The 23156-nt window shown below is 59.3% G+C and carries 9 protein-coding genes, 1 tRNA gene and 2 pseudogenes; all 12 read right to left on the reverse strand.

Annotation, left to right across the window (positions count from 1 at the left end; translation table 11 throughout):
- Positions 1-18: 18 nt before the first annotated feature.
- The 12 genes and pseudogenes from CE153_RS01125 to CE153_RS01175 all read right to left on the reverse strand — a co-directional run bounded on the left by CE153_RS01125 (position 19) and on the right by CE153_RS01175 (position 23146).
- Entirely contained in the window at positions 19-2232 is a 2214-nt protein-coding gene (locus tag CE153_RS01125) for a DUF2207 domain-containing protein (protein ID WP_099594863.1), read from the reverse strand.
- A gap of 111 nt (positions 2233-2343) precedes the next feature.
- Positions 2344-2904 (reverse strand): LemA family protein, encoded by a 561-nt coding sequence (locus CE153_RS01130; protein ID WP_236824419.1) that lies wholly within the window; start codon positions 2902-2904, stop codon positions 2344-2346.
- A 190-nt stretch (positions 2905-3094) separates the two neighbouring features.
- The gene (locus CE153_RS01135; protein WP_099594865.1) at positions 3095-5770 is read right to left on the reverse strand and encodes a polyribonucleotide nucleotidyltransferase; all 2676 of its coding nucleotides are present in this window, start codon (positions 5768-5770) and stop codon (positions 3095-3097) included.
- A 229-nt stretch (positions 5771-5999) separates the two neighbouring features.
- Positions 6000-6269 carry a 30S ribosomal protein S15 gene (rpsO, locus tag CE153_RS01140; RefSeq protein ID WP_003807806.1) on the reverse strand — a complete coding sequence of 90 codons (270 nt, stop codon included), beginning with the start codon at positions 6267-6269 and terminating at the stop codon, positions 6000-6002.
- A gap of 132 nt (positions 6270-6401) precedes the next feature.
- Positions 6402-7076, reverse strand: coding sequence for a hypothetical protein (locus CE153_RS01145; RefSeq protein ID WP_099594866.1), 675 nt, complete (start codon positions 7074-7076; stop codon positions 6402-6404).
- A 151-nt stretch (positions 7077-7227) separates the two neighbouring features.
- A tRNA-Gly gene (locus CE153_RS01150) sits at positions 7228-7301 on the reverse strand.
- A gap of 88 nt (positions 7302-7389) precedes the next feature.
- Entirely contained in the window at positions 7390-9207 is a 1818-nt protein-coding gene (locus CE153_RS01155; RefSeq protein WP_099594867.1) for an alpha-amylase family protein, read from the reverse strand.
- 197 nt (positions 9208-9404) lie between these two features.
- Positions 9405-9863, reverse strand: a complete 459-nt coding sequence (locus tag CE153_RS01160) for a holo-ACP synthase (RefSeq protein WP_099571005.1) — start codon at positions 9861-9863, stop codon at positions 9405-9407.
- A 284-nt stretch (positions 9864-10147) separates the two neighbouring features.
- Positions 10148-16345: pseudogene (locus CE153_RS01165) on the reverse strand (acyltransferase domain-containing protein); the annotation flags it as partial.
- 132 nt (positions 16346-16477) lie between these two features.
- Positions 16478-19480 (reverse strand): annotated as a pseudogene (locus tag CE153_RS09140) (fatty acid synthase subunit beta domain-containing protein); the annotation flags it as partial.
- Between the two features lie 97 nt (positions 19481-19577).
- Positions 19578-21242 carry an acyl-CoA carboxylase subunit beta gene (locus tag CE153_RS01170; protein ID WP_099594869.1) on the reverse strand — a complete coding sequence of 555 codons (1665 nt, stop codon included), beginning with the start codon at positions 21240-21242 and terminating at the stop codon, positions 19578-19580.
- The gene (locus tag CE153_RS01175) at positions 21242-23146 is read right to left on the reverse strand and encodes an ATP-binding protein (RefSeq protein WP_099571176.1); all 1905 of its coding nucleotides are present in this window, start codon (positions 23144-23146) and stop codon (positions 21242-21244) included. Before CE153_RS01175 ends, CE153_RS01170 begins: the two co-directional genes overlap by 1 nt.
- Between the last annotated feature and the right edge of the window lie 10 nt (positions 23147-23156).

A 23156-nucleotide genomic window follows, 5' to 3' on the forward strand; every position in this document is an offset into this window, starting at 1 on the left:
TGCGCGTAATGCCGCAGGTCAGCGACCGCCGAAGCTACCGCCACCGGAACCGCCGGACGAACCGCCGAAACCGCCACCGGAGAAACTGCCGCCGGAACCATTGAAACTTCCGGACGTAGACGCCGCCGAAATCGTCGATTGAATATCCGCGAAACCTGATTCCAACTGCGCGCCAATATCACCAAAATTGGCGCTGAATTGCGAGAAATCCATCGAATTCGTCTCAACCGAAGCAGGACCGGCGTAACGATGGTTGAAATACCATGAACGGTAACTCCAGTAGAGCAACGAATCGGAAGCGTTGGCATCAAGCCAATTCGGATCAGCCAATTGCGGATACGCCTTCAACATCTGCTTCATCGCCTTTTCGGAAATGCCGAACGCGGTGGCATACACCATGTACCGGCCCCACAACGTCATATCGGCCACACCGCGATCCTTGAATTCACTGAAATCCTCCATATAATGCTTCAATCCGAGCACCTGGCCAGCAAGATACTGCCCATTATCGGTAAGCCCCTTCAATTTGAGGTAGCTCAACGCAAACACGGATGCGAACATCATCGGCACGGAAATTACCGCGAGCAACGCAAGATTGCCGATGGCTCCGAAATACAGCATGGACAGGAATGCCAGCATCACAGCGCAAATGCCCGCAGCAAACGCTCCCCCACCGCATATCGACGTGGCACCCAGCATGGCGAATTCATTGTCGCACGTATTCGTGAACTTCTCCTGAAGCTTGTAACCGTTCTCCCAATCGGAGAAATTCTCGTTCATCTGATCCAAATCGAACACCGGAGAGCCGATGCGTTCGGACGCCGTCACCAGCAAGTCGAGCGCAGCCTGCTCGCTCGGGCACAACCGCAACGATTGCACGTTGTCAAACACCACGGGAAGTATCACCACCGTGCTGGTTTTGCCCACATCGCGGGTTCGAGCGGGATCGTTGGCGATCAGCCGTGCAATATCGGCATTGTTCGCCTGGCTCATATCAATGCCCTGATACATGGCGGCCACACCCGGGTAGATGGCGATCGCTCCACGCGAAGCGAGCGAGAGCACGGAAGCCGACATTTTCCTGCTCGACAATGTCTTCGAATGCTTGTCGTCGACCATATGCAGCAACTCCGCAGCACTGGCAGGACTCATTTCCGGCTCGTCACGCCAATACTCGATGTCACCGTGGTATTGCGAACGATTGAAACTGCGCAATGCGAGCGCAACGGCGATCACACACAACACCAGGCCGATCACAGAGATGGCGATCCACGTGATCAAGCGGATACGCGCTTTTTTGCGCTGCTGATCACGCCACTGCTGCTCCTGTCGGGCCTCGCTTTTCATGATGCCGTTTTTGATGGTGGTATCACGAGTGCGTGCCACACCGCTGGTCGCATCGACATCGAACATGGCGACCACGTCAACATAGTCGCCGGCACGAACGTCGTGCACGGTGAACTGCAGCGACCCTTTATCACCACGTTCAGTGGTTGACGTGCGTTCGGTGTGCAGCCAAGCCCATGAATTATCTGCTGTGATGTCGTTCGGGAACGTGATGGTGCCGGTGACTTTGCCGATGGGAATCTGATTGTTCGCGCCGAACGGCTCCCATTGGAACGTGGCCACGTCTTGATAGGCGGTGGTCACGCCCTGCATGGTCATGGTGATGTCGAATTTCATGCTGCTTGCCGACGTGGTGACGGGAATGTTCCATCCGATTTCGATCTTCTTGGAACGATCGTCGGTATTGCCGGCAACAAGACCGTCTTTTGCTGGATCGAACGGTTGCGGATTGCTGTCACCTTGCGAAACATCGGCGATATACCACTGCTTCGCATGTTCTTGATTCCATTCGCCGGTGCTGTAGCTGCTTGGGATTGCGATATCGCCCTGCTGATAGGTTTCCCCCGTTGTCACATTGCGCACACTGATATCGGTGATATTGGTCAGATCGCTTTCCTTCAGCATGTACTGCTGGTACAGCTGCTTCCACGGATGATCGCCGTCGTCATCGCTGCGGTCAGCGAGTTTCATGTCGATATGCTGGGTGACCTTCAAATCGCCATTGCTTTGCACCTGCACATCGTAGTCGAGCGTTTTGTAGCTTAAGTCGGCGCTGCCATCATCCAGCGCTATTGCCAGCAACATGATCGCCACAACGCCGATGGTGGCGGCAATCGCGATAAAAACGCTGCGCACTCCTCGTGATGCGTATTGTTTGGCCGCCATGATCCCTCTTTCTCATTTCTTCTTCTCTCAGATGTCCGTACAACAGACGGCCGTACAAGTCGAACTGAACAGTAAAACCCCATCGTTATCGGACGGGGCTTTACGTGCATGTCAGAACTTGACTTGCGGAACCTGACGATCCGCTTCGTCCACCTGGAAGTAGGGGGCCTGTTCGAAATGGAACAGTCCTGCGATGATGTTGGTTGGCACGACTTCAATCCGGGTATTGTACTTCTGCACGACATCGTTGTAGAACTGGCGTGCGTAAGCGATTTTCTCTTCCAACGATTTCAGCTGACTCTGCAGATCCATGAAATTCGTATTGGCTTGCAGTTGCGGATAGTTTTCAGATACAACCTGCAGATTCATGAGCGCGCGGCTCAGCTGGTTTTCCGCGGCGATGCGCTGCGCCACGTCACCGCTTTGCGCGGCCTGCACCACGCCGGCACGGGCCTGCGTGACCTGCGTGAACACTTGGGATTCGTGGGCCGCATAACCTTTGACCGTTTCCACCAGATTCGGAATAAGATCGGCACGCTGCTTGAGCTGCACATCGATCTGCGCCCAGCCATTCCTCACACGATTGCGTAGTGTGACCAGCCCGTTGTAGGCGCTAACGGCCCAAAGCACGATGAGAACAACGATGACGGCAATGATGATGCCAACGACCATGATGACTCCTTCGTTAATGGCTCTTCAAACCATTCTTGCATGCACCTAGGCATGTTATGACAAAATCCATGCCCCCGTATCTCATTTTCATACATTCTGCACGAAACGAAAAGTACCCCGCACCTTTCGGCACAGGGCACTTCAGTCAATCAGTTATGCAGTTATGCTGCGAGGGATCCTCTTGAGGACGTCAGTCTTCGAACGGATCGAAGTCGCGGCGGACGCGACGGCGAGGACGCTCAGAACGCTCTTCGCGATCGGCACGGTACTCGTCGTAGTTCTCGTCGGCTGCGTAACGCGGATTGCGGTCGTCGCGGCGGCTGCTGCGGCGACGGTCGGAACGACGATCATCACGATCATAATCACGATCGTCACGATCGGAACGACGGCGACGCGGACGATCATCATAATCACGATCGTCACGATCGGAACGACGGTCATCACGATCATAATCACGGTCATCGCGATCGGAACGACGACGGCGCGGACGATCATCGTAGTCGCGGTCATCGTCACGATCGGAACGACGACGGCGCGGACGATCATCATAATCACGATCGTCACGATCGGAACGACGGTCATCACGACGGTCATCACGACGGCCACGGCTGCTGCGACGGTCGTCGCGATCGGAACGCTCACGACGCGGAGCGGAAGATTCCTGATCTTCGTAGCCCGGAATGGCCAGGGAGATCTTGCCACGATCGTCAACGCCCTGCACGACCACCTCAACGGTGTCGCCTTCCTTGAGCACGTCTTCGACGGCATCGATACGCTCGCCGTTGGCCAGATTACGAATCTGGGAGATGTGCAGCAGACCGTCGGTGCCCGGGGTCAGGTTCACGAAGGCACCGAAGGAGGTGGTCTTCACAACCTTACCGTTGTAGGTTTCGCCGGCTTCAGGAACGTGCGGGTTGGCGATCTGGTCGATGATCTGCTTGGCCTTTTCAGCGCCGTCGCCACCCTCGGAGGAGATGAACACGGTACCGTCATCTTCAATGGCGATTTCCGCACCGGTCTCTTCCTGAATCTGGTTGATCATCTTGCCCTTCGGGCCGATGACCTCGCCGATCTTGTCGACCGGAACGGTGGTGGTGATGATGCGCGGAGCATACGGGCTCATCTCGGCCGGGCCGTCGATGCACTCGTTGATGACTTCGAGAATGGTGGTGCGGGCTTCCTTGGCCTGCTGCAGAGCGGAGGCCAGAATGTCTGCCGGAATGCCGTCGAGCTTGGTGTCAAGCTGCAGGGCGGTGATGAATTCGGAAGTGCCGGCGACCTTGAAGTCCATATCGCCGAATGCGTCTTCGGCACCGAGAATATCGGTCAGGGTCTTGAAGATGTGCTGGCCGTCAACATCACCGGACACGAGGCCCATGGCAATGCCGGCAACCGGAGCCTTCAGCGGCACGCCTGCGGCGAGCAACGACAGGGTGGAAGCGCACACGGAACCCATGGAGGTGGAACCGTTGGAACCAATGGCTTCGGAGACCTGACGGATGGCGTACGGGAACTCTTCACGGCTCGGCATCACAGGCACGAGAGCCTTCTCGGCCAGAGCACCGTGACCGATTTCACGACGCTTCGGGGAGCCGACACGGCCGGTTTCACCGGTGGAGTACGGCGGCATCTCATAGTTGTGCATGTAACGCTTGGACTGCGGACCGGACAGTGCGTCGATCTGCTGTTCCATCTTGAGCATGTTCAGGGTGGTGACGCCCAGAATCTGGGTTTCGCCACGCTGGAACAGTGCGGAACCGTGCACGCGCGGAACGATGTCCACTTCAGCGGACAGGGTGCGGATGTCGCGCAGACCACGGCCGTCGATGCGGTAATCCTGGGTCAGGATGCGGCGACGCACGATCTGGCGCTGCAGCTCCTTGAACGCATTGCCGATCTCCTTTTCCTTTTCGGCATCGTCCATGTCGGTGAATTCACCGGCGAGAGTGGCTTTGACGCCTTCCTTGATCTCATGAATGCGATCCTGACGCGGCAGCTTCTCGGCAATGGAGAGAGCCTCGTCGAGATCAGCGTGGGCGATTTCGTCGATGCGGTTGTACAGATCTTCGGTGTACTCCGGGAAGAGCTGGAATTCCTTGGTTTCCTTCGCAGCGATGTTCTTGAGTTCGGCCTGAGCCTCGCAGATCACCTTGATGAACGGCTTGGCGGCTTCAAGACCACCGGCAACGACTTCCTCGTCCGGCTTGGTCTGGCCTTCGTCGTAGATGAGGTGCCAGGCGTTCTTACCTGCGCCAGCTTCGATCATAGCGATGGCAACATCGCCGTTCTCCACCACGCGGCCGGCAACCACGATTTCGAACACGGCGCGCTCACGCTCGCTCCAACGCGGGAAAGCGACCCACTGACCGTCGATCAGAGCCAGACGAACGCCGGAAACCGGACCCTCGAACGGCAGACCGGAAATCATGGTGGAAGCGGAAGCAGCGTTCAGAGCGATAACATCGTAAGCATCGTCCGGGTTGACGGCGAGCACGGTTTCCACAACCTGCACTTCGTTGCGCAGCGTGTGCGGGAATAGCGGGCGCAGCGGTCGGTCGATGATACGGCAAGCGAGAATAGCTTCGGAGCTCGGGCGGCCTTCACGGCGGAAGAACGATCCCGGAATCTTGCCGGCGGCGTACATCTTCTCTTCCACGTCCACGGTAAGCGGGAAGAAGTCGTAGTTCTCCTTCGGGCTGGAACCGGCGGTGGTGGTCGACAGAATCATCGAATCATCGTCAAGATAGGCGGCGACGGCACCATCCGCCTGCTGGGCGAGACGACCAGTCTCGAAGCGCAACGTGCGCTTACCGAATGAACCATTATCGATTACGGCTTCAACAGCCTTGATTTCGGGACCCTCCATAGGGTTCCTCCTTTTTTCTTTTCTTTTACCAACTATCGGCAGTCCTCTTCAGCGGACTCCAACCGATTTCTGCATGCGTGACGCGACGTTACCTTCGTCGCTTCCTCATCTTTAGATTCTAGACCTCATGCGCCCTAAACCTTGGGCTTTCAAACTGTCTTTTCCTCAACGCGGCTGTCATGCAAAAACGCCCGAACGCCAAGGAAGGCATTCGGGCGGAAGAATTTAACTATCGGCGCAGACCCAGACGCTCGATCAGGGAGCGGTAACGGTTGATGTCAACGCGCTTGAGGTAATCAAGCATACGACGACGATCGCCGACCATCAGCAGCAGACCACGACGGGAGTGGTGATCATGCTTGTGCTCCTTGAGGTGCTCGGTCAGATCAGCGATACGCTTGGTCAGCAGAGCAACCTGGACCTCCGGGGAGCCGGTGTCACCCTCGTGGGTAGCGTAAGTCTTGATGATTTCCTGCTTTTCCTCAGCCGTAAGTGCCACGGCATCCTCCTTATGTTGCTGCGCGGTGCTGCCGGTCCAATACCGACGCGCTCTCTATCCGCGGGCGAAATACGCCAAAGGGAAATCATACACGAGGGGCAGACCAAATCAGACCATTCCGCAAGCGACGCTTCAGACCACGTTCAGCAGCCCGCCGAACAGCACCACCGCGAGCGAAATGCTCTCAATCACGAAAAACAGCAAAAACGACGCCCAACTGCGCGTAAGCACATTGAATTTCGATTCCTTTTTGATGCAGACCAGCAGTCCAACCCACAGCACCGCGTAGACGGCGACACCGCATCCGGCCGCGATAATGCCAAGATTCGCGGCGTTGGCAAGCCCCGAGGAATCGCCATACATCACATAAGTGGCGTTCCAGAAGTTGAAGCTCAGCAGGCACATGCCGGCAACGAACTGCTCGGCGGCGAGTCCCACCACAAAAACCGTGCCCCACAGCCATTTCTTCACATCGGCGACCATCAATCCCAAGCCGGTCATCGCCATGATGGTGACAGTCCACGAAATCAACGCAACACCCTTGGGATCAAGGAAACCGAGGTTGCCGACAATCCAAGCCGCATCCTTGACCGCGAGAAAACGTCCCCACCAGTAGGGCACGATCAGAGCCACCAGCACCAGAGCGATGAACAGCACCCAGTGTGCCGGATGCGATTTACGACGCTCGATGTCGGCCAAGGAAAGATCAGACGCTTCAATGGACGCCGTCGGATGCTTGGAAACGTCGACCTGTTCGATCACGCCGTCGACGACTTCCGTCACCTTGTTGCCTTGCGTTTGTGCCATACCCGCTCCGTTGTATTGCGATTACCGCCTGCTGCGACCGTCACGCCGCTGTCACGACACGTCCAGCATACCCAGTCGTCGAAGCAATCGCACGGCAGGTATGCAAAAGGCGTGCCATTAAGCACGCCTTTCTTCTTCTCTAACGATTGTGTGGAGCGGATGACGGGAATCGAACCCGCGTAATCAGTTTGGAAGACTGAGGCTCTACCATTGAGCTACATCCGCGCACCGTCTATGCCGACCGAAGTCAACATGAAACGACTCGAGCTATTATACACATTCCCTCAACAATCGCAAGTCGAAATCGCAATAATTATTTTTCGACCACGCAAACCTGGTACGGTTCCAACGCGACCTCAGCGGGAAGCACGATGTCGCCATCCGAATCAAGACGTGCGATCTGACGTGCGGACGAGAAATTGAACAATCCGAGAACAGTGCGTCCTTCAACATGGCGCACCACCGCAAGAACCGCATCATTATGCGCGTCCCAAGTGGTGACCCATGCTTCGGGCGCGAAAGCGGGATCGTCGCGCATCTCACGAACGCTCTTCAATCCGTCCCACATCTGCTTCTGCAGGGTGCCAGTCTGCTTGCGCTTGGCCGCATTCTCCCAATTGAAGGGGCTGCGATGCAGATTACGCGAATCCTCGACGCGGTCAGGATCTTCCTTGTATTCCCAGCCGTTGAGCTGCACGATTTCGTCGCCGCAGCTCAACATGGGGAAGCCACGCAGGAACGACATGGCGGAATGCATCATCAAATCGCGTTTCATCGAAATGTCGAGCAACGGCTTGTCATGCGTGATCAGAGCGCGTTCCACACCGCACAGACTGGCCGTGGTGCCGCAGCTGCGCGCATCCTTCGACGCCTCGTCGTAGTTGTACAGCTCGCCCATGGCCCAGCTGCCGGGCATCGAGCCCTCGTAGAAGTGGTACAGGAATTCCTTGTGCTTGAGCGGGTCGATGCCGAGACTCTCCTCCACCGGCTCGTCCAAGCCCCAGCCAATGTCGTCATGGCAGCGCAGGTAGTTGACGAACCAGCAGTTCTCCGGCAGCGCGTTAAGCTTGTCGAGCTGGTCTTTGAGTAGGCGCACATCTCCACTGGCAAGCGCACTCCATAGATTCACCATGACCGACACGTTGTAGAGCATGTGGCATTCCGGCTTTTCCGGCGTGCCGAAGTAGGCGGCGAGTTCCTTGGGGGCCATCACCACTTCGCCCTTCAGCACTACGGCCGGGCAGACGCATTCGAGCACGATGCGCAACATGCGCACGATGGTGTGCACTTGCGGCAGGTTGCGGCAGTTGGTGCCGAGTTCCTTCCAGATGTAAGGCACGGCGTCGATGCGGAACACTTCGACTCCAAGATTGGCGAGGCCGAGCACGCTGGAGAGCACCGACACGAGTACGTTCGGGTTACGGTAGTTCAGATCCCACTGGAACGGGTAGAACGAGGTGAGCACCCACTTGTGCATCCGTTCGTTCCAGGTGAAGTTGCCGGGGGCGGTGGCCGGGAAGACTTCCGGCACCACGGCGTCGTACTGGTCGGGAACAGTGCGGTCGTCGTAACAGTAGTAGTAATCCTGATATTTCGGATCGCCCGCTTGAGCCGCCTTAGCCCAACGATGGCTGGATGCGGTGTGGTTCATCACGAAGTCGAGGCACAGGCTGATGCCGGCCGCACGCAGTTTTTTGGTGAGCGCCGCGAGGTCTTCATTAGTACCGAGCGACGGATCGACGGTGTCGAAATCTTCCACCGCATAACCGCCGTCGTTCTGCGGATGCGGCATTTTCAGCAACGGCATCAGGTGCAGATACGTGAGCTTCTGCTCTTTCAGATATGGCACCTTGTCTGCGAGTTTCTTTAGATCTCCGGCGAATAGATCGGTGTACATGGTCATGCCGAACATGTTGCCGCGCTTGTACCATTCCGGATCGGCAAGACGCTTGGTGTCGAGGCGTTTCAAATCGGCGGGGCGCGCCGCATGCGACGCCTTCATCAGCTCGGTGAGGTTTCGGAAGGCTTCGTCGGCCTGTTCTCCGTACAGTTCCGTCAGCAGTTCATGCAGTTCTTCGCTGTTCTTCGCGATGCGCTCGTCAAACGCTTGGTCGGACTTGGAACGTGCCATTCCTCTACTCCTCTTCTCAGGGAACCTCGTTGTTATGAGTATTGGGTTTCACTGCTTTCATTGCTGCGATGCTGGCACAAGTGTAACGTGAATCAACGGTTTTATCAAACCGGTTCGAGGCGTTTTGACGACCAATGTCAATCGATTGACGAAATTACTGGTTATTGTGCGATTGCCCGCGATTGCGCAATCGCCATTCACGCTTCTATTGTCACCACCGCGGATGCAACAGCTCCGTCATGGCTGATGGAAATATGCATTTCGCACGATTGGCCATCCCCGTCAACCGGCAACCCCAACGATTGCCGCAACTTGCATCGCACCTCGGGTGAGAGCATGACGTGGGGCACGCCGTGGGAATCGTCAAGTATTTCGATGCGCGACCAAGGAAAATCGTCAAGCGTGTACGGATATGCAATGTCGCCATCTCCTTTCGCCCTACACGAAATCGCCTCGCACCACGCCTTGAGGAAGGCCTCCTTGCCCGCCCAGCGGGCCGCAAGATGCACCGCCTCGCCATCCCGCTTGACCCGCGCCCGTTGAGTGGTCTGCCATAGCTCGCGCGCGGAGAACAGGTTTCGCATGCGCGACCCAGGTTCGCCCAGTTGCTCGGCGAACGCAGGCACATCCACGACGTCATGCCCCAAACCCAGCATTTTCCAGCCTTTCGAAAGTTTTCAGGAAGAAACGAACCATGTCGACTTCCGCAAAACAGGCGGGCGACACTTCGTTTTCATGCAAGGATACCATCATACTTAAGCGCTTCATCCTCTGTCGTCCGCACTGTGCAGACATGGAACGGGAGTTGTGCAGACGGGCAGTAAGGTGATTCAAGAATATGAAAATCCCGTATCTGCCGCGAAATGCTGAGATTGCGACAGATACGTGATTGATAATCGTGCGCTGAGCGCCAGAAATTTCAGGCGCTCAGACGCGGGGATCAGGCTTCGAAGTAGCCGGAGGCGCTCAGACGCGCGTTAGGATCGAGCAGCATGGCCTTCTCCACTTCGTGCGCGTTGTAGCCGCGGCCATCTTCATGGAAGCGACGGTTGTCGATCGGCTCGTAGAGCGCGGCGCGTCCCATCATGCCTTCCTCAAGGCGACGCTGACCAGCGGCCAGACGCTCGTTGGCGCGATCACGCCATGCATTCAGCGCCTCGACGCCCGCGGTGTTGGCCACCGCAGCTTCAAATGCGCCCGGATTGACGATCGCAGCGAAGCCAGATACGTGACCGAAACCGAGCGACGTGGCCAGGCCTGCCTTAACGGAGCCGACCTTCAGCGGCTCGCGCAGCCAGACCATGTGGTCGTCGCGCATGAGCTTCGGATCAACGCAGTCAAGGGCGGCATTGGCCGGGATCACACCGGACTTGAATAGCTGGGTCAGACCGTTGACCTGGAAGATGCAGGCACCGCCCTTGGCATGGCCGGTAAGCGTCTTCTGCGAGATCACGAACAGCGGGTTGCCGTCAGCACGGCCAATGGCGTGGGCCAACGTGTTGTGCAGTTCGGATTCGTTCGGATCGTTGGCGTTGGTAGACGTATCGTGCTTGGAAACCACGGCGATGTCATCCGGAGTGACGCCGAGACGGGCCAGATCGCGCACCAGCTTGGAATCCTTGCCGCCCATGCCCGCTGCAAGCGCGCCCAAGCCCGGAGCCGGGATGGAAGTGTGCGCGCCGTCGGCGTAGGAGTGCACGAATCCGATCACGCCGGCAACCGGCAGGCCGAGCTTCAACGCAATATCGCCACGGGTCAGCAGAACGGTGCCGCCACCCTGGGATTCCACGAATCCGCCGCGACGACGGTCGTTCGCACGGGAGAAGAATCGCGCGTCGATGCCCTTGGCGTACATCTCCTCGGAGTTGGCGGTGGCATTCATGTTACCGAAGCCGATCACGGATTCGACGCCGATGTCGTCGATTGCGCCGGTGACCACGAAGTCGGCCTTGCCGAGCGCGATCTTGTCGGCGCCTTCCTCAAGGGAGACGGCGGCGGTGGCGCAGGCGGAAACCGGCTGGATCATGTTGCCGTAACCGCCGATGTAAGACTGCATCACGTGCGCCGCGACGACGTTCGGCAGGGCTTCCTGCAGGATGTCGGTCGGGATCTCGTGGTTGAGGAAGCGATCCAGGTAGAGCTTGCGCATAGAGGCCATGCCGCCGAAACCGGTACCCTGCGTGGAGGCGACCATCGACGGATGCACCGCTTCGAGGATTTCGGTCGGCGTGAAGCCTGCGGACAGGTAGGCATCAACCGTGGTGACGATGTTCCACAGGGCGATCTTGTCGACGTCGCCGACCATGGAAGCCGGAATGCCCCACTTGACCGGGTCAAAGCCCTTCGGGAACTGGCCGCCGACCGTGCGGGTCATTGCCGCGCGACGAGGCACGCGAATCATGGAGCCAGCATGGCGGGTGACGTTCCATTCACCGGATTCGGCATCGGCCGCGAAGCTGGTGTGGGCTTCGTCGAGCTTGACGTACTCTTCGGCGATCTCACGAGTCGGAACCGAGAAGGTCACATCGTGGTCAAGGAACACCTCGGCCTCTTCCTCGTCGGTGCCGTCCCTATAGTCGTTGCCCATGCCTTCATCGAACGGACGCACACCGGAGCGGGCCACAACCTCGTCATGGTAGCGTTCCGCGATATCCTCCTCAGGCACGAGGTTGCCGTCAACGTCGTACCAGCCCGGCTTGGGACTGTCGTTCCACGCCAGCAAGCCCATGTTCCACGCCAGTTCGAGCACCGCGCCGGCAGACAGATCCACTTGGCCGTCGGAATGGATGCCGAGTTCGGCTTCGAAGCGGGTGCGGCCGGAGCCCCATGGGCCAAGTTCACCCACGGACACGATGACGATTTCGTCTTCCGGACGTGCGCTGACGTTCTGCCAATCGGCAAGATCGACCTTGGCCTGACGCGGAGCACGCGGGCTTGGCAGCGCCTTGATGAGCGTCTTGACCGCAGTATCGGATTCGTTACCTGCGATTGCGTTCTTGGCATTCGCCGCTTCCGCCTGAGCCGCGTCTTCCATGGCTTCCGCACGCAGTGCCTTGATATCGATCGGCTCGTTGCCGAGTCCGCCGGTCAGATCCACGTCGAGCGGAGCCTTGGCCGCTTCGATACGGGATTCGCGGGTGGAGAGGTTCAGCAGTTCAACCGCGATTTCGGCGGTGGAGTAAGTCTTCAGACCGTGACGTTCCACCACTTCTACCAGCGGATCATTGCCGCCCATCAGGCCGGTGCCACGCACCCAGCCGATCTTCGGATGGGCGAAGGTCACACGGCTCGACCACACCTTTTCAGCACGAGCACGATTCACAATCGCATCAAATGCGCTCTTCACCTCGCCGTAAGCACCATCTCCGCCGAAAATACCGCGGTTCGGAGAGCCCGGCAACACCACATGCAACTTATGCTGCACATCAGTGTCGGCACCGATCTTCGCAAGTCCGGCAATCGCACGCTCAACACCCCACAGCATGAGGCGAGCCTGAGATTCGAACAGCTCGCCGGAATCAGCGAGGCTGCCATGCACCGGCGGAGCCGCGAACGGGAAGAATAGGCTCGGCTCGTAAGCAGGCTTGAGAATCGTGGTGGTCGCACCGGAAGTCTTCTTCTGCACATTGCCAACCCAAGCGACCAACGCGTCCACGTCACGGTAGCTCGAGAGGTTCGCAGGAACCAGCCACAGCTTGGCATCGCCCGCCGCATGCTCACGGTAGGTCTGCTTAGCCCACGCCTTCACGCTCGGCTTGAAGCTGTGCGAGGTGGCAACCACGGTGGCACCACCGGCAAGCAGGCCGTTGACCACCTGCGCTGCGATGGAATTCGGGGCAACACCCGTCACCACGGCGATATCTCCAGCGAAACGGCTGGTTTCCGCCGATTCAGAAGCGTTCTGAATGGCTTCGTCGGCAACACGCTTGAAAGCGGCCTTCAGATCCGCACTATCGCTCTTGTCCGCATACCAGGCGGCTTCGTCGGCAATGGTCTCACCAAGACCGATGAAGCTGCCGTTCAACGCGGATTCGTCGTTGTTATAGTAGGCGCGTGCCAGATCCTCACGTGCGGAAGCCCAACGATCGTCGAACAGAATGGCCTTGCGCTCGTCGAAACGAGGTTCGACCTGCTTCGGCCAGTCGGCGCCAAGTTCAGCTTCGACCGCGGCCACAACAGCGGCATTCTCGTCGGTTGCGTCTTCGGTAACCGGAGCGGCAACGCCCAGCTGGTTCAGCACGAACTTCGCGGTGGAGGCGAGCACGCCATCGGCGCCGGTCACCTTGGCCGCGAATGCATCCAAAGCAGCGGAATCGACAACTGCGCCACCGGCGGCACCACCAGCGCTCGGCATGGCAACGGTGATGCCCTTATCGGCGGCAACCTTCTGCACGGCCGCATCGATCAGCGCATTGGCTGTGGCCGCATTGGAAGCCGCGTCAGTGCTCAGGGAGGCAAGATCGCCACCGCGGGAGCTTGCGCCTTCACGAGTTTCGAGCACGAGAGCAGCCACCACATGGCTGGCCCAGCCTTCGCCAAGCTGCCAAGTGTCGGTCACACGCTTAGTGATTTGGCCGAGCTTCACACCGGCGGCGCCGAACATGCCACGCACACGGTCGCGCACAATGTCAGACAGCACCGGACCGAACGCCTTGTAGTTCGGAGCGACCTTGTTGACCAGAGCGCTCAGTGCCTTGACCGTCGCCTCGGCAGCGCCATCCACGGAAGCCACACCCAGTTCGGAACTGATGTCCATAAGCAGCTGATTACGGCGAGAAGACACACCATTGGTCAGCGTATCGGTGGTATCGCTTTCGCCGATCTGATCGGGGCGAACCTTAGCCGAGTAAGCCAGCAATGTGGCAATCGCATCGGATGCCTTGAATGGAATATCCGCGACGGCAGCGCCAGACGGAGCACCGGCGGGAGCTGCAGCAACCGGAACTTCCGCAACAGCAGCAGGAGCAGCTGCAGGAGCCGAGGCAACAGCCGGAGCAGCAGCCGCAGAAGAGGCAGAAGTCGCAACTGCAGAATCGTCAGCATCTTCTTCCGGAACCAGCGAATCGGAATCGGTCATGTATACGCGGCCTTCATCGCGACCAACGTTGTACACCGTCACATCGCGACCGGCAAACTGCGGCAGACGCAACGTCTTGGACCCCAGATTGGCGAGCGTCGGAGCATTGCCGAGGCCAACCTCCACATACTCTTCCACACCAAGACCGCCCTGCTCGGCGGAACCGAACAGCAGAGCCTGCGTCTCGATCCAACGCACCGGAGAAGCGAACTGCCAAGACAGCAGTTCCGTAAGCAGCAATCGGCCGAGCTTCTGATCATCCGCAGCATAGGAATCCCAAATCTGCGGATCATCCAAAGCAGCCTGAATACGTTCGGACGGCACGACTTCGAGAATCTTGGCCGCGAATTCCTTCGTCATGTCGAACGGAGCCGCGACCAGGTTCGGAATATAGCGTCCGACCAGACGGCCACGGTAATCGATGGTCTGAGGCAGGAGTGCGTCGAGCTTGTCGCGGAATTCCGGCACACCCTTGCGCAGCAGCGTGGAATGGAACGGCACATCGATGCCCGGCACCAGCATGAACGCGGGCTTGCCGCCATATTCGGCCACACGGCGGGCGGAATCGGCCTTCAGCGCCTTTAGACCGGCGATGGTGCCTGCCACGGCATACTGCTGGCCCGCCAGGTTGTAGTTCACGATTTGCAGGAACTCGCCGGAAGCCTTCGACACGGATTCGACGTACTCGCGCACGCCGTCATCGCCCACACCGAACTGGTTCGGACGCAACGCACCCATACGGTAGTTGGAACGGCCCTTCTCATCGCGCGGAATGAGGTGATGCATGGTGGAGCCGCGGTGGAACACGAGTTCGATCACGGTTTCCAGCGGAATCACGTTGGCGAAGGAGCTCAGCGCGTTGTATTCGCCCAGCGAGTGGCCTGCGAAATAGGCGGGCCAAATGTCGGCGCCGGCTTCGCGCAGACGTGCGGTCTGGGCGAATGCCACGGTGGCGAGCGCCACCTGCGTGAACTGGGTCAGGTTGAGCAGGCCTTCCGGATGGCGGTAGGTCACGCCGTTGGCGGTCAGTTCCTTCGGATTGTCGCGTACGACGGCAAGGATCGAGAATCCAAGCTTCTCGCGGGTCACCTTGTCGGCGCGCTTCCACACGTCTCGTGCGGCCGGGGACTTGGCACGCTCGTCGAGCACCATACCCTGCTGCTGAATGCCCTGGCCCGGGTATACGAACGCGGACTTCGGCGCACGCACGATGGCGGTGCCACGAGACACGATGTTGCCGTCGATACGGCTGGTCACTTCGAGCACTATGCCGGAGTGTGCCACGCGGCCGACTCGTTCGACGGAGATTTCCACTTCATCGTCAAGCTGCACCATGCCGTACATGTTGTAGGTCCAGCCTGCGATTTCGTAGTGCGCACCCTTGCCGTCAAGCGCCTGCACCGCGTATTGCGCGGTTGCGGAGAGCCACATGCCGTGCACGAGCGGTGCCGTAAGACCGGAAACAGCAGCGCCACGATGCGAAGTATGGATCGGGTTGAAATCGCCGGAAGTACGTGCGAAGGCGGTCATCTCGTGTGGAGCGGTCACCTTGACGCGGCGCAGCAGTCGGCGCGGAGTGCTTTCGATTTCCGCGTCGATTCCACCATAGTCCGGTGCTTCCGGCGGCAGTGCGTCGGAGTATGCGCGGCCGCGGATGGCGAAACGTTCGGTTTCGTTGGCAAGCACGGTGCCGTCTTGCGCGCGGTGGGTGACGTGGATGGTCACCACACGGCCGGATGCCGATTCGAAGTAGTTTTCGGCCCAGCTGGTCAGCGCGATCTGTTCACCGATATGCTTGAGCAGTTCGTCTTCGCTGACTTCCAGTTCGATGAGATGATCGAGATGCACTGCGTTGAGCAGGCCTTCGATTACAGGGAAGCCGTTGACGTACACGGATCCGAGGGCCGCGTAAATGGCGGGCCATGCCGGTCCGACGAGTGCGTCCGGTGCGATGCGGGACGGCACCAGATCGCTTGGCAGTGCACCGCCGGTGGCTGCCTCATGGTCGAAGCCGAGGTTGGCCGACAGCGTGTAGCTGGCATGCGCCTGACCGAACGGATAGGAGGCTTTGTCTGCCATCTGTTCAATAACGGGCATGGCGGTGAGCTTGTCGCCAGTAATGGCAGTGTTACCAATGCCGGCAGTGTCTGCGAGCATACGATACACGTGTTCCGGCAGGCGGTCGCGATCGACCACCGGGAAAAGTCCGGACTCGTTGCCGTCCACGTTCAGCGGAATGACGATGTCGCGTACGGCATGCTTGGATGCGCCACCATCCGGATCGTTGTCCCAGTAGGTATCGAGATGAATGTCGAGATCGTACTTTTCGACGCTTCCTTCGCTGGAAATCTTGCGGATTTCGTAGCTGTCGTCGCCATTGCTGGTGCCGTATGCCGGGTTTGCCATGAGATGGCCCACCCACGAGATGTTCGGGGATTTGCGAATGAATTCTTCTGCGGAAGATGCCGCTCCGAGCTGTGCGAACGCAGTTTTGTCCGCGCTTGGCGATTCTGCGGAAACGCGCTTGACCATGGCCGCTTCGAAGCGTCCAAGAATGTCGGCTACAGGTTCGTCAACGGTGGTGATGCCCGCAACGGAGATCGGACCAGGAATAATGCGCACGGAATCGGCGGAGTAACGGGAGTCTTCGGACTGCCACAGCTGATCCTGACCCCACCAACGCAGCAGGTCGTTGTCGATGACGGGCACGAACGGCATTGGCTTCGGGTATTCACGCACGAGCACCGGGAACCAGGCTTCATCCATCGGGGTGACGGTCAGTTCGTCGGCTTGCGGATAGGCTTCGGCAAGCTTGGCGATGGCCGCATGCGGATCGGCTTCCACATCGGCGCGGGATGCGAACAGCGATACGAATTCGCCGCTTTCCTGCGTGGTGACGCGGGCTTCAATACGCTGCAGCAAGTGCAGGAAGCGATCGGCGTAGGTTTCGTCGACCCACGGGAAGGCGAGATCGGCGAAACGCTGCGCCCATGCGAGATATGTCATGGCCTTCAGGTCGCCGAAATACGGCTTTGCGGTGGCGTTCAACGCTTCGATGATTTCCTCGCGGCGGCTTTCCAGCTCTTCCGGATGCTTCATCACGCGCACCAGCAGGCGTCCGCAACGTGCGGAAGAGTTTTCCAGCTCGTAGATGTCGGCATGCAGATGGCTCAGGCCGGAAGTGACGCCGCCCTTGGCTTGGCCGCTCGGCACCCACTGCTCGCCCAACGGAGCGAACGGATCGCCGTCGGCTCCCTTGGCGGGAATACCCGGAGTGTTGACAAGCATCTGCTTGACTTCAGGGCTGGTGTGCGCTTCCTTGGCGGTCATCACGGCAGTGCCAACGAGCACGCCATCCACTGGCATGAGCGGACGGCCGTACTCTGCGGACCATTCGCCGGTGATGTAGTCGGCGCCGCGTTCCGGCGTGCCGATACCGCCGCCGACCACGAGCACCAGATTGGTCTGTTCACGCACTTCGGCATAGGTGCTCAGCAGCAGATCGTCCAATGATTCCCACGAATGGTGGCCGCCTGCGGAGCCGCCTTCAACTTCGATGAGCACCTTGACCGGAGCGACGGCCTTGGCGATGCGCACCACCTGGCGAATCTGGTCGACGGTGCCCGGCTTGAAGCTCACATACGGGAATCCGTCGGCGTTGAGATTGTGAATGAGTTCCACGGCCTCGTCAAGTTCCGGAATGCCCGCAGACACGACCACGCCGTCGATCGGGGTGCCGCTGGCACGCTTCTTCGGCACGATGCGCTGGGATCCGAACTGCAGGTTCCACAGGTAGCGGTCCATGAACATTGCGTTGAACTCAACGGTACGGCCTTCTTCAAGCTCTTCTTCCAGCTTGGCGACATGACGGTCGAACACGCTGGCGGTCACCTGGCCGCCGCCTGCGAGTTCTGCCCAGTAGCCGGCGTTGGCGGCCGCTGCCACGATTTCCGGTTCCACGGTGGTCGGGGTCATGCCGGCGAGCAGTACCGGAGCCTTGCCGGTCAGTTCGGTGAATGCGGTACGCACCTTGTCTCCGGCGGAAGTGTGGATGATGCTTGGTGCGAAGCGGGTCCAGTTCTGGGTGCGCTCAGGCAGGGTTTCCAACGTGGAGAGCGTGCCACGATCGGCCACGGTGGAGGCTTCCACCACGCCGACACCAGTGCCTTGGGCAACGGTGGAGAACAGCTTGCCGACGGTGGTTCCCGGACCGAAATCCAGCACCCACAGGGCGCTTGGATCGGTGGATTTCATGAGCGCGCGCACGCGGGCGGCCCAATCCACATGGTTGAGCAGCACTTCGGCAGCAAGCTCGTGAGCGTGGTCGACGTTGATTCCGCAAGATTCCGCCCATGAAACAGCCTGTGAAACAGCCTCGGCCATAAGCGGGCTGTGGAACGGCAGGGTTACGTCAAGGTATTCGAGCACCGGTTCGAACACGCGACCGCCACGCACCTTCTCTTCGCGCAGCTTGGCCTGGTGCTTGTGTTCCTTGGCCACTTCCACGCCGAACGCGGCCAGGTCCTCCGGGTAGCCGGAGAGCACATAATGCGTGGCGGAATTGGTGACGGCCACTGCGATCGGGCCGCGAGCGCCGGAAACACGCTCGATCAGCGCGTCCACCTGCGCGCGGGTGATGTCTTTGACCGACAGCATCGGCGTGGCTTCGCCGTGACGTGCGGCAAGACCAAGCTGACGTGCCTGACGGGTGCCGGCAACACCGATCAGCGTGGCAATCGCAAGAATTTCATCGATTTGTGCGGAAGCCGCCTCAACGGAACCTGCTTCAACGATCGCCTGCACCATGTGCACGGCGAGCACGCCCTGGGAGTGACCGAGCACGGCAACCGGCTTGGCAACGGCGGGATTGTAGCCGAGAGAAGTAGCGTCAAGCAGCGCACCCAACTGGGCGAGCGCAATGCCAGGGACGCTGGCGGAAGCCGCCGCGGCAGCGCCGAGTCGTGCCGGATTCGGTTCGAATCCGAACAGGTCGACCGGGCGGCCGGTGGTGGCGAGCAGGTCGGCTGCCACCGGGTACAGCAGCGCCTGGGCTGCGTCGACATGGGCGCGCAGCGCTTCGCTGAGCATTGGATTGGCGCTTTGGTCGGCAAGCGCCACCGGCCATGGGGTGGATTGTCCGGCGAAGGCAAGCGCGTGCGGCTCACCGTTCAGTCGATCAAGAAAAAAAGTATTCATGATGTTCCTTACTTGTTTTAAAAATCTTGCGATGTGTTCTTGCGATCGATTCTTGCGTTTACGTTTGCTTACGATTCATCCGCGCACTTTGCACCTGTCACAATGGCTGGTTGCCATGGTGTTTGGTGGTTTTACGCACGCGCTTCTTGCTGGAGAGCAGTTTGAGCGATTCGATGATGGTTTCTCGCGTTTGCTCGGGGTCGATCATGGCGTCGATTTCACCCATTTCCAGCGAAAGATTCGCGTTGACGGTGGTGCGTTCGTAATCGGCCACGTATTTGGCCCGGAGCGCTTCGACGTCTTTGCCTGAGTCTTTGGCTTTCTGCAGGTCTTTGCGGTGGATGATGTTCACCGCTCCGGCCGCGCCGAGCACTGCGATTTGGCTGGATGGCCAAGCGTAGTTGAGGTCGGCTCCAATGGCTTTGGATCCCATTACGATGTAGGCACCGCCGAAGGCTTTTCGCAGGATCACGGTGACCAGCGGCACTTGCGCGTTGGCGTAGGCGTAGATCACTTTCGCACCGCGGCGGATGATGCCCGCATGTTCCTGTTCGGCTCCCGGCTTGTATCCGGGGGTGTCCACCAAGGTGACGACCGGCAGGTTGAACGCGTCGCACAAACGCACGAATCGTGCCACTTTTTCGGAGGAATCCACGTCGAGGATGCCCGCGTTGACGTTCGGCTGGTTGGCCACAATGCCGACCGGATGCCCGTTCACGCAGGCGAATCCCACCACTGCGGAGCATGCGAACAGCTCGTGCACCTGCACGAATTCGCCGTAGTCCACGATGCAGCGGATCACGTCGAGCACGTCGTATGGCTGGCGATCGTTGTCGGGCACGATGGTGGCGAGTCGTTTGGACACGTCACGGTCGGCGCGGGTTGCGGCGTACGCGTAGGTGGGCGGCTGCAGGTCGGAGTTGGATGGCAGGTAGGCGAGCACGGTTCGTGCGTAGTCGATCGCGTCGGCTTCGTCTTCGCCCAAATAGTGCGCCACTCCGGAGGTGGCGTTGTGCACATAGCCGCCACCGAGATCGTCCATGCTGATCACTTCGCCGGTGGCCGCTTTGACCACGTCAGGACCGGTGACGAACATGTTGGAGTTCTCGCGGGTCATGATGATCAGGTCGGTCAGCGCCGGGCAGTACACGGCTCCGCCCGCGCAAGGGCCGAGAATCAGCGAAAGCTGCGGCACGAAACCGCTGGCGTCACAGGTTTTACGGAACAGATGCCCGTATTGCGTCAGTGCGGCTACGCCTTCCTGAATGCGGGCGCCGCCCGAATCGATGAGCGCGATGATTGGCACCTTCAGGTCGAGCGCCTTGTCCATCAATCGGCAGATCTTGCGGCCTTCCGCAACGCCTAGCGTGCCGCCGCGCACGGAGAAGTCCTGCGCATAGACGGCGACTTTGCGCCCGAACACTTCGCCGAAACCGGTGATGACCGCCGCTCCCGCACGACCACCGTTGATGTCGCCGCCGCAGAATCGTCCGATCTCTTCAAAAGAACCGGTGTCGAGCAGCAGATCGAGACGTTCGCGTGCCGTCAGCTTGCCTTTGACGTGCTGGCGATTGCGTGCATGGTCTTCCGCTTCGTGCGCAAGTTGCGCCGCTCGCAGTACGGATGCGCGGATTGGCTGGGACGCGCCCGGCACGTCGGCCGCGGAGACGGCTTCGGTTGCGTCTTTGCCGAGTCGCTCCTGCTGTTCCATCACGATTTTCACGGCTTCTTTAACGGCCGGGCTTGCGATGATATCAGTCATCACTTACCCCCTTCCACAGTGTCGCCAACAGCGGTTCCGTCAGTTTGCTGCCCGTTACCGCTCGCGCCACTCGCTCCGGTCACATCGATGGTCATCAATGTTTCGCCGGCTTCCACACCCGCCGCAGGCCCTACGAAAATCTTGATGACGGCGCCCTTGACCGGCGCGTACACGTAGTTTTCCATCTTCATGGATTCGAGTACGACGAGCAGGTCGCCCTTGGCCACCTGCTGGCCTTCGGCCACGTTGATGCGTGTCACGACGGCCTGCATTGGGCTTGCGATCACACCGGATTGTCCGTCATTGCTTTGCTGTTTTTTCTGCGCATGATGCAGTCCCTGACCGCGCAGAGGCTGGATGGCACGTTTCGCGTCACGCGCTTTGGCACCGCCCGTCAGGTTGGCGACGATATCGTTCGGCACGGTCAGCGACACTCGGCGATTGTTGACTTCGATAACGAAGGTTTCGCTGGATTCCTTTTTGTCGACGTCAAGAGAGCCCGTCGCGCCAGACACGGATGCCGGCTGCCCGCCTTGGGACGATGCGGCTGCTTTGTTGAGGTACTTGCGTTCCAGCCATTTGGTGCTGGCATCGTATGCGACACCGTGTTCGGCGGTGAATTCGTCGTCATTGAAGATCTGTTCGAACAGGCTTGCCGGAGTCGGCACGCCTTCCACTTTCAGTTCGCTCAATGCTCGGCGCACACGTGCCACGGCCGCTGCGCGGTCGGAAGCGGTGACCACGAGTTTGCCCATCATCGAATCGAATTTCGGCGAGATGGTGTCGCCTTCGACCACGCCGGAATCCACACGGATGCCCGGCCCGGACGGCCAACGCAGAGAAGTCAGCGTGCCGGAGCTTGGCGCAAGGTTCTTTGCCGGATCTTCGCAGGTCAGACGCAATTCGAAACTGTGTCCACGAAGCGGATGATTCACGGTCAATTCCCCGCCGTTGGCGATGGTCAGCTGCTCGCGCACCAAGTCGAGTCCGCAAACCTCCTCGCTGACGGTATGCTCAACCTGCAGGCGAGGATTGACTTCCAGGAAGTACACTTTGCCTTGTTCGGTCACCATGAATTCGCAGGTGCCAAGGCCTTCGTAATCGACCGCTTCGAACAGTCGGCGGGAGTAGGCTTCCAGCTGGTCGGTCACCTCGGAGGGAAGGAACGGTGCCGGAGCCTCTTCAACAAGCTTCTGATTGCGGCGCTGCACGGAGCAGTCGCGCGTGGAATACACGGTGAAGTTGCCGTGCGAATCACGACCGCACTGCGTTTCGACGTGACGTCCCTTGTCGATGAATCGTTCCACGAAATATTCGTTCAAATCACCGCCCTGCAGAGCGTCATGATTCATGTAGAAGCCGCGCAGCTCATCATCATTACGTACCAGCGTGATGCCTCGACCACCGCCGCCATCGGTACGCTTGAGCATCAGCGGATAACCGTGCGTGTGTGCGAAATCAAGCAGCAATCGCATGTCGGAAATTGACTGGGAAATGCCGGGAACCGGCGGAACTTTTGCAAAAGTCGCCACACGACGTGCGGTGATCTTATCTCCCAAATCCACGAGGGCTTTCGGATTGGGACCAACCCAAGCCGCGCCCGCGTCGATCACTTTCTGTGCGAATGTAGCGACTTCGGAAAGGAATCCGTAGCCGGGATGCACTGCGTCGGCACCGCTGCGCTGCAGAATGTCGATCAGCAGATCCTCGTTGAGATACGTGTCTTTGTATGTATCTCCGGAAAGCAGATATGCGTCGTCAGCCATCTGCACATATTGCGCATGGCGATCCTGTTCCGCGTACACCGCAACCGTGGGAATCCCCATCTCGCGTGCGGTGCGCACTACGCGAAGCGCGATTTCGCCGCGATTCGCCACCAAAAGTTTGTTGACATTTTTAGGCATAACGTCAAGT

It is taken from the genome of Bifidobacterium sp. N4G05 (assembly GCF_002742445.1).
Taxonomy (GTDB): Bacteria; Actinomycetota; Actinomycetes; order Actinomycetales; family Bifidobacteriaceae; genus Bifidobacterium; species Bifidobacterium hominis.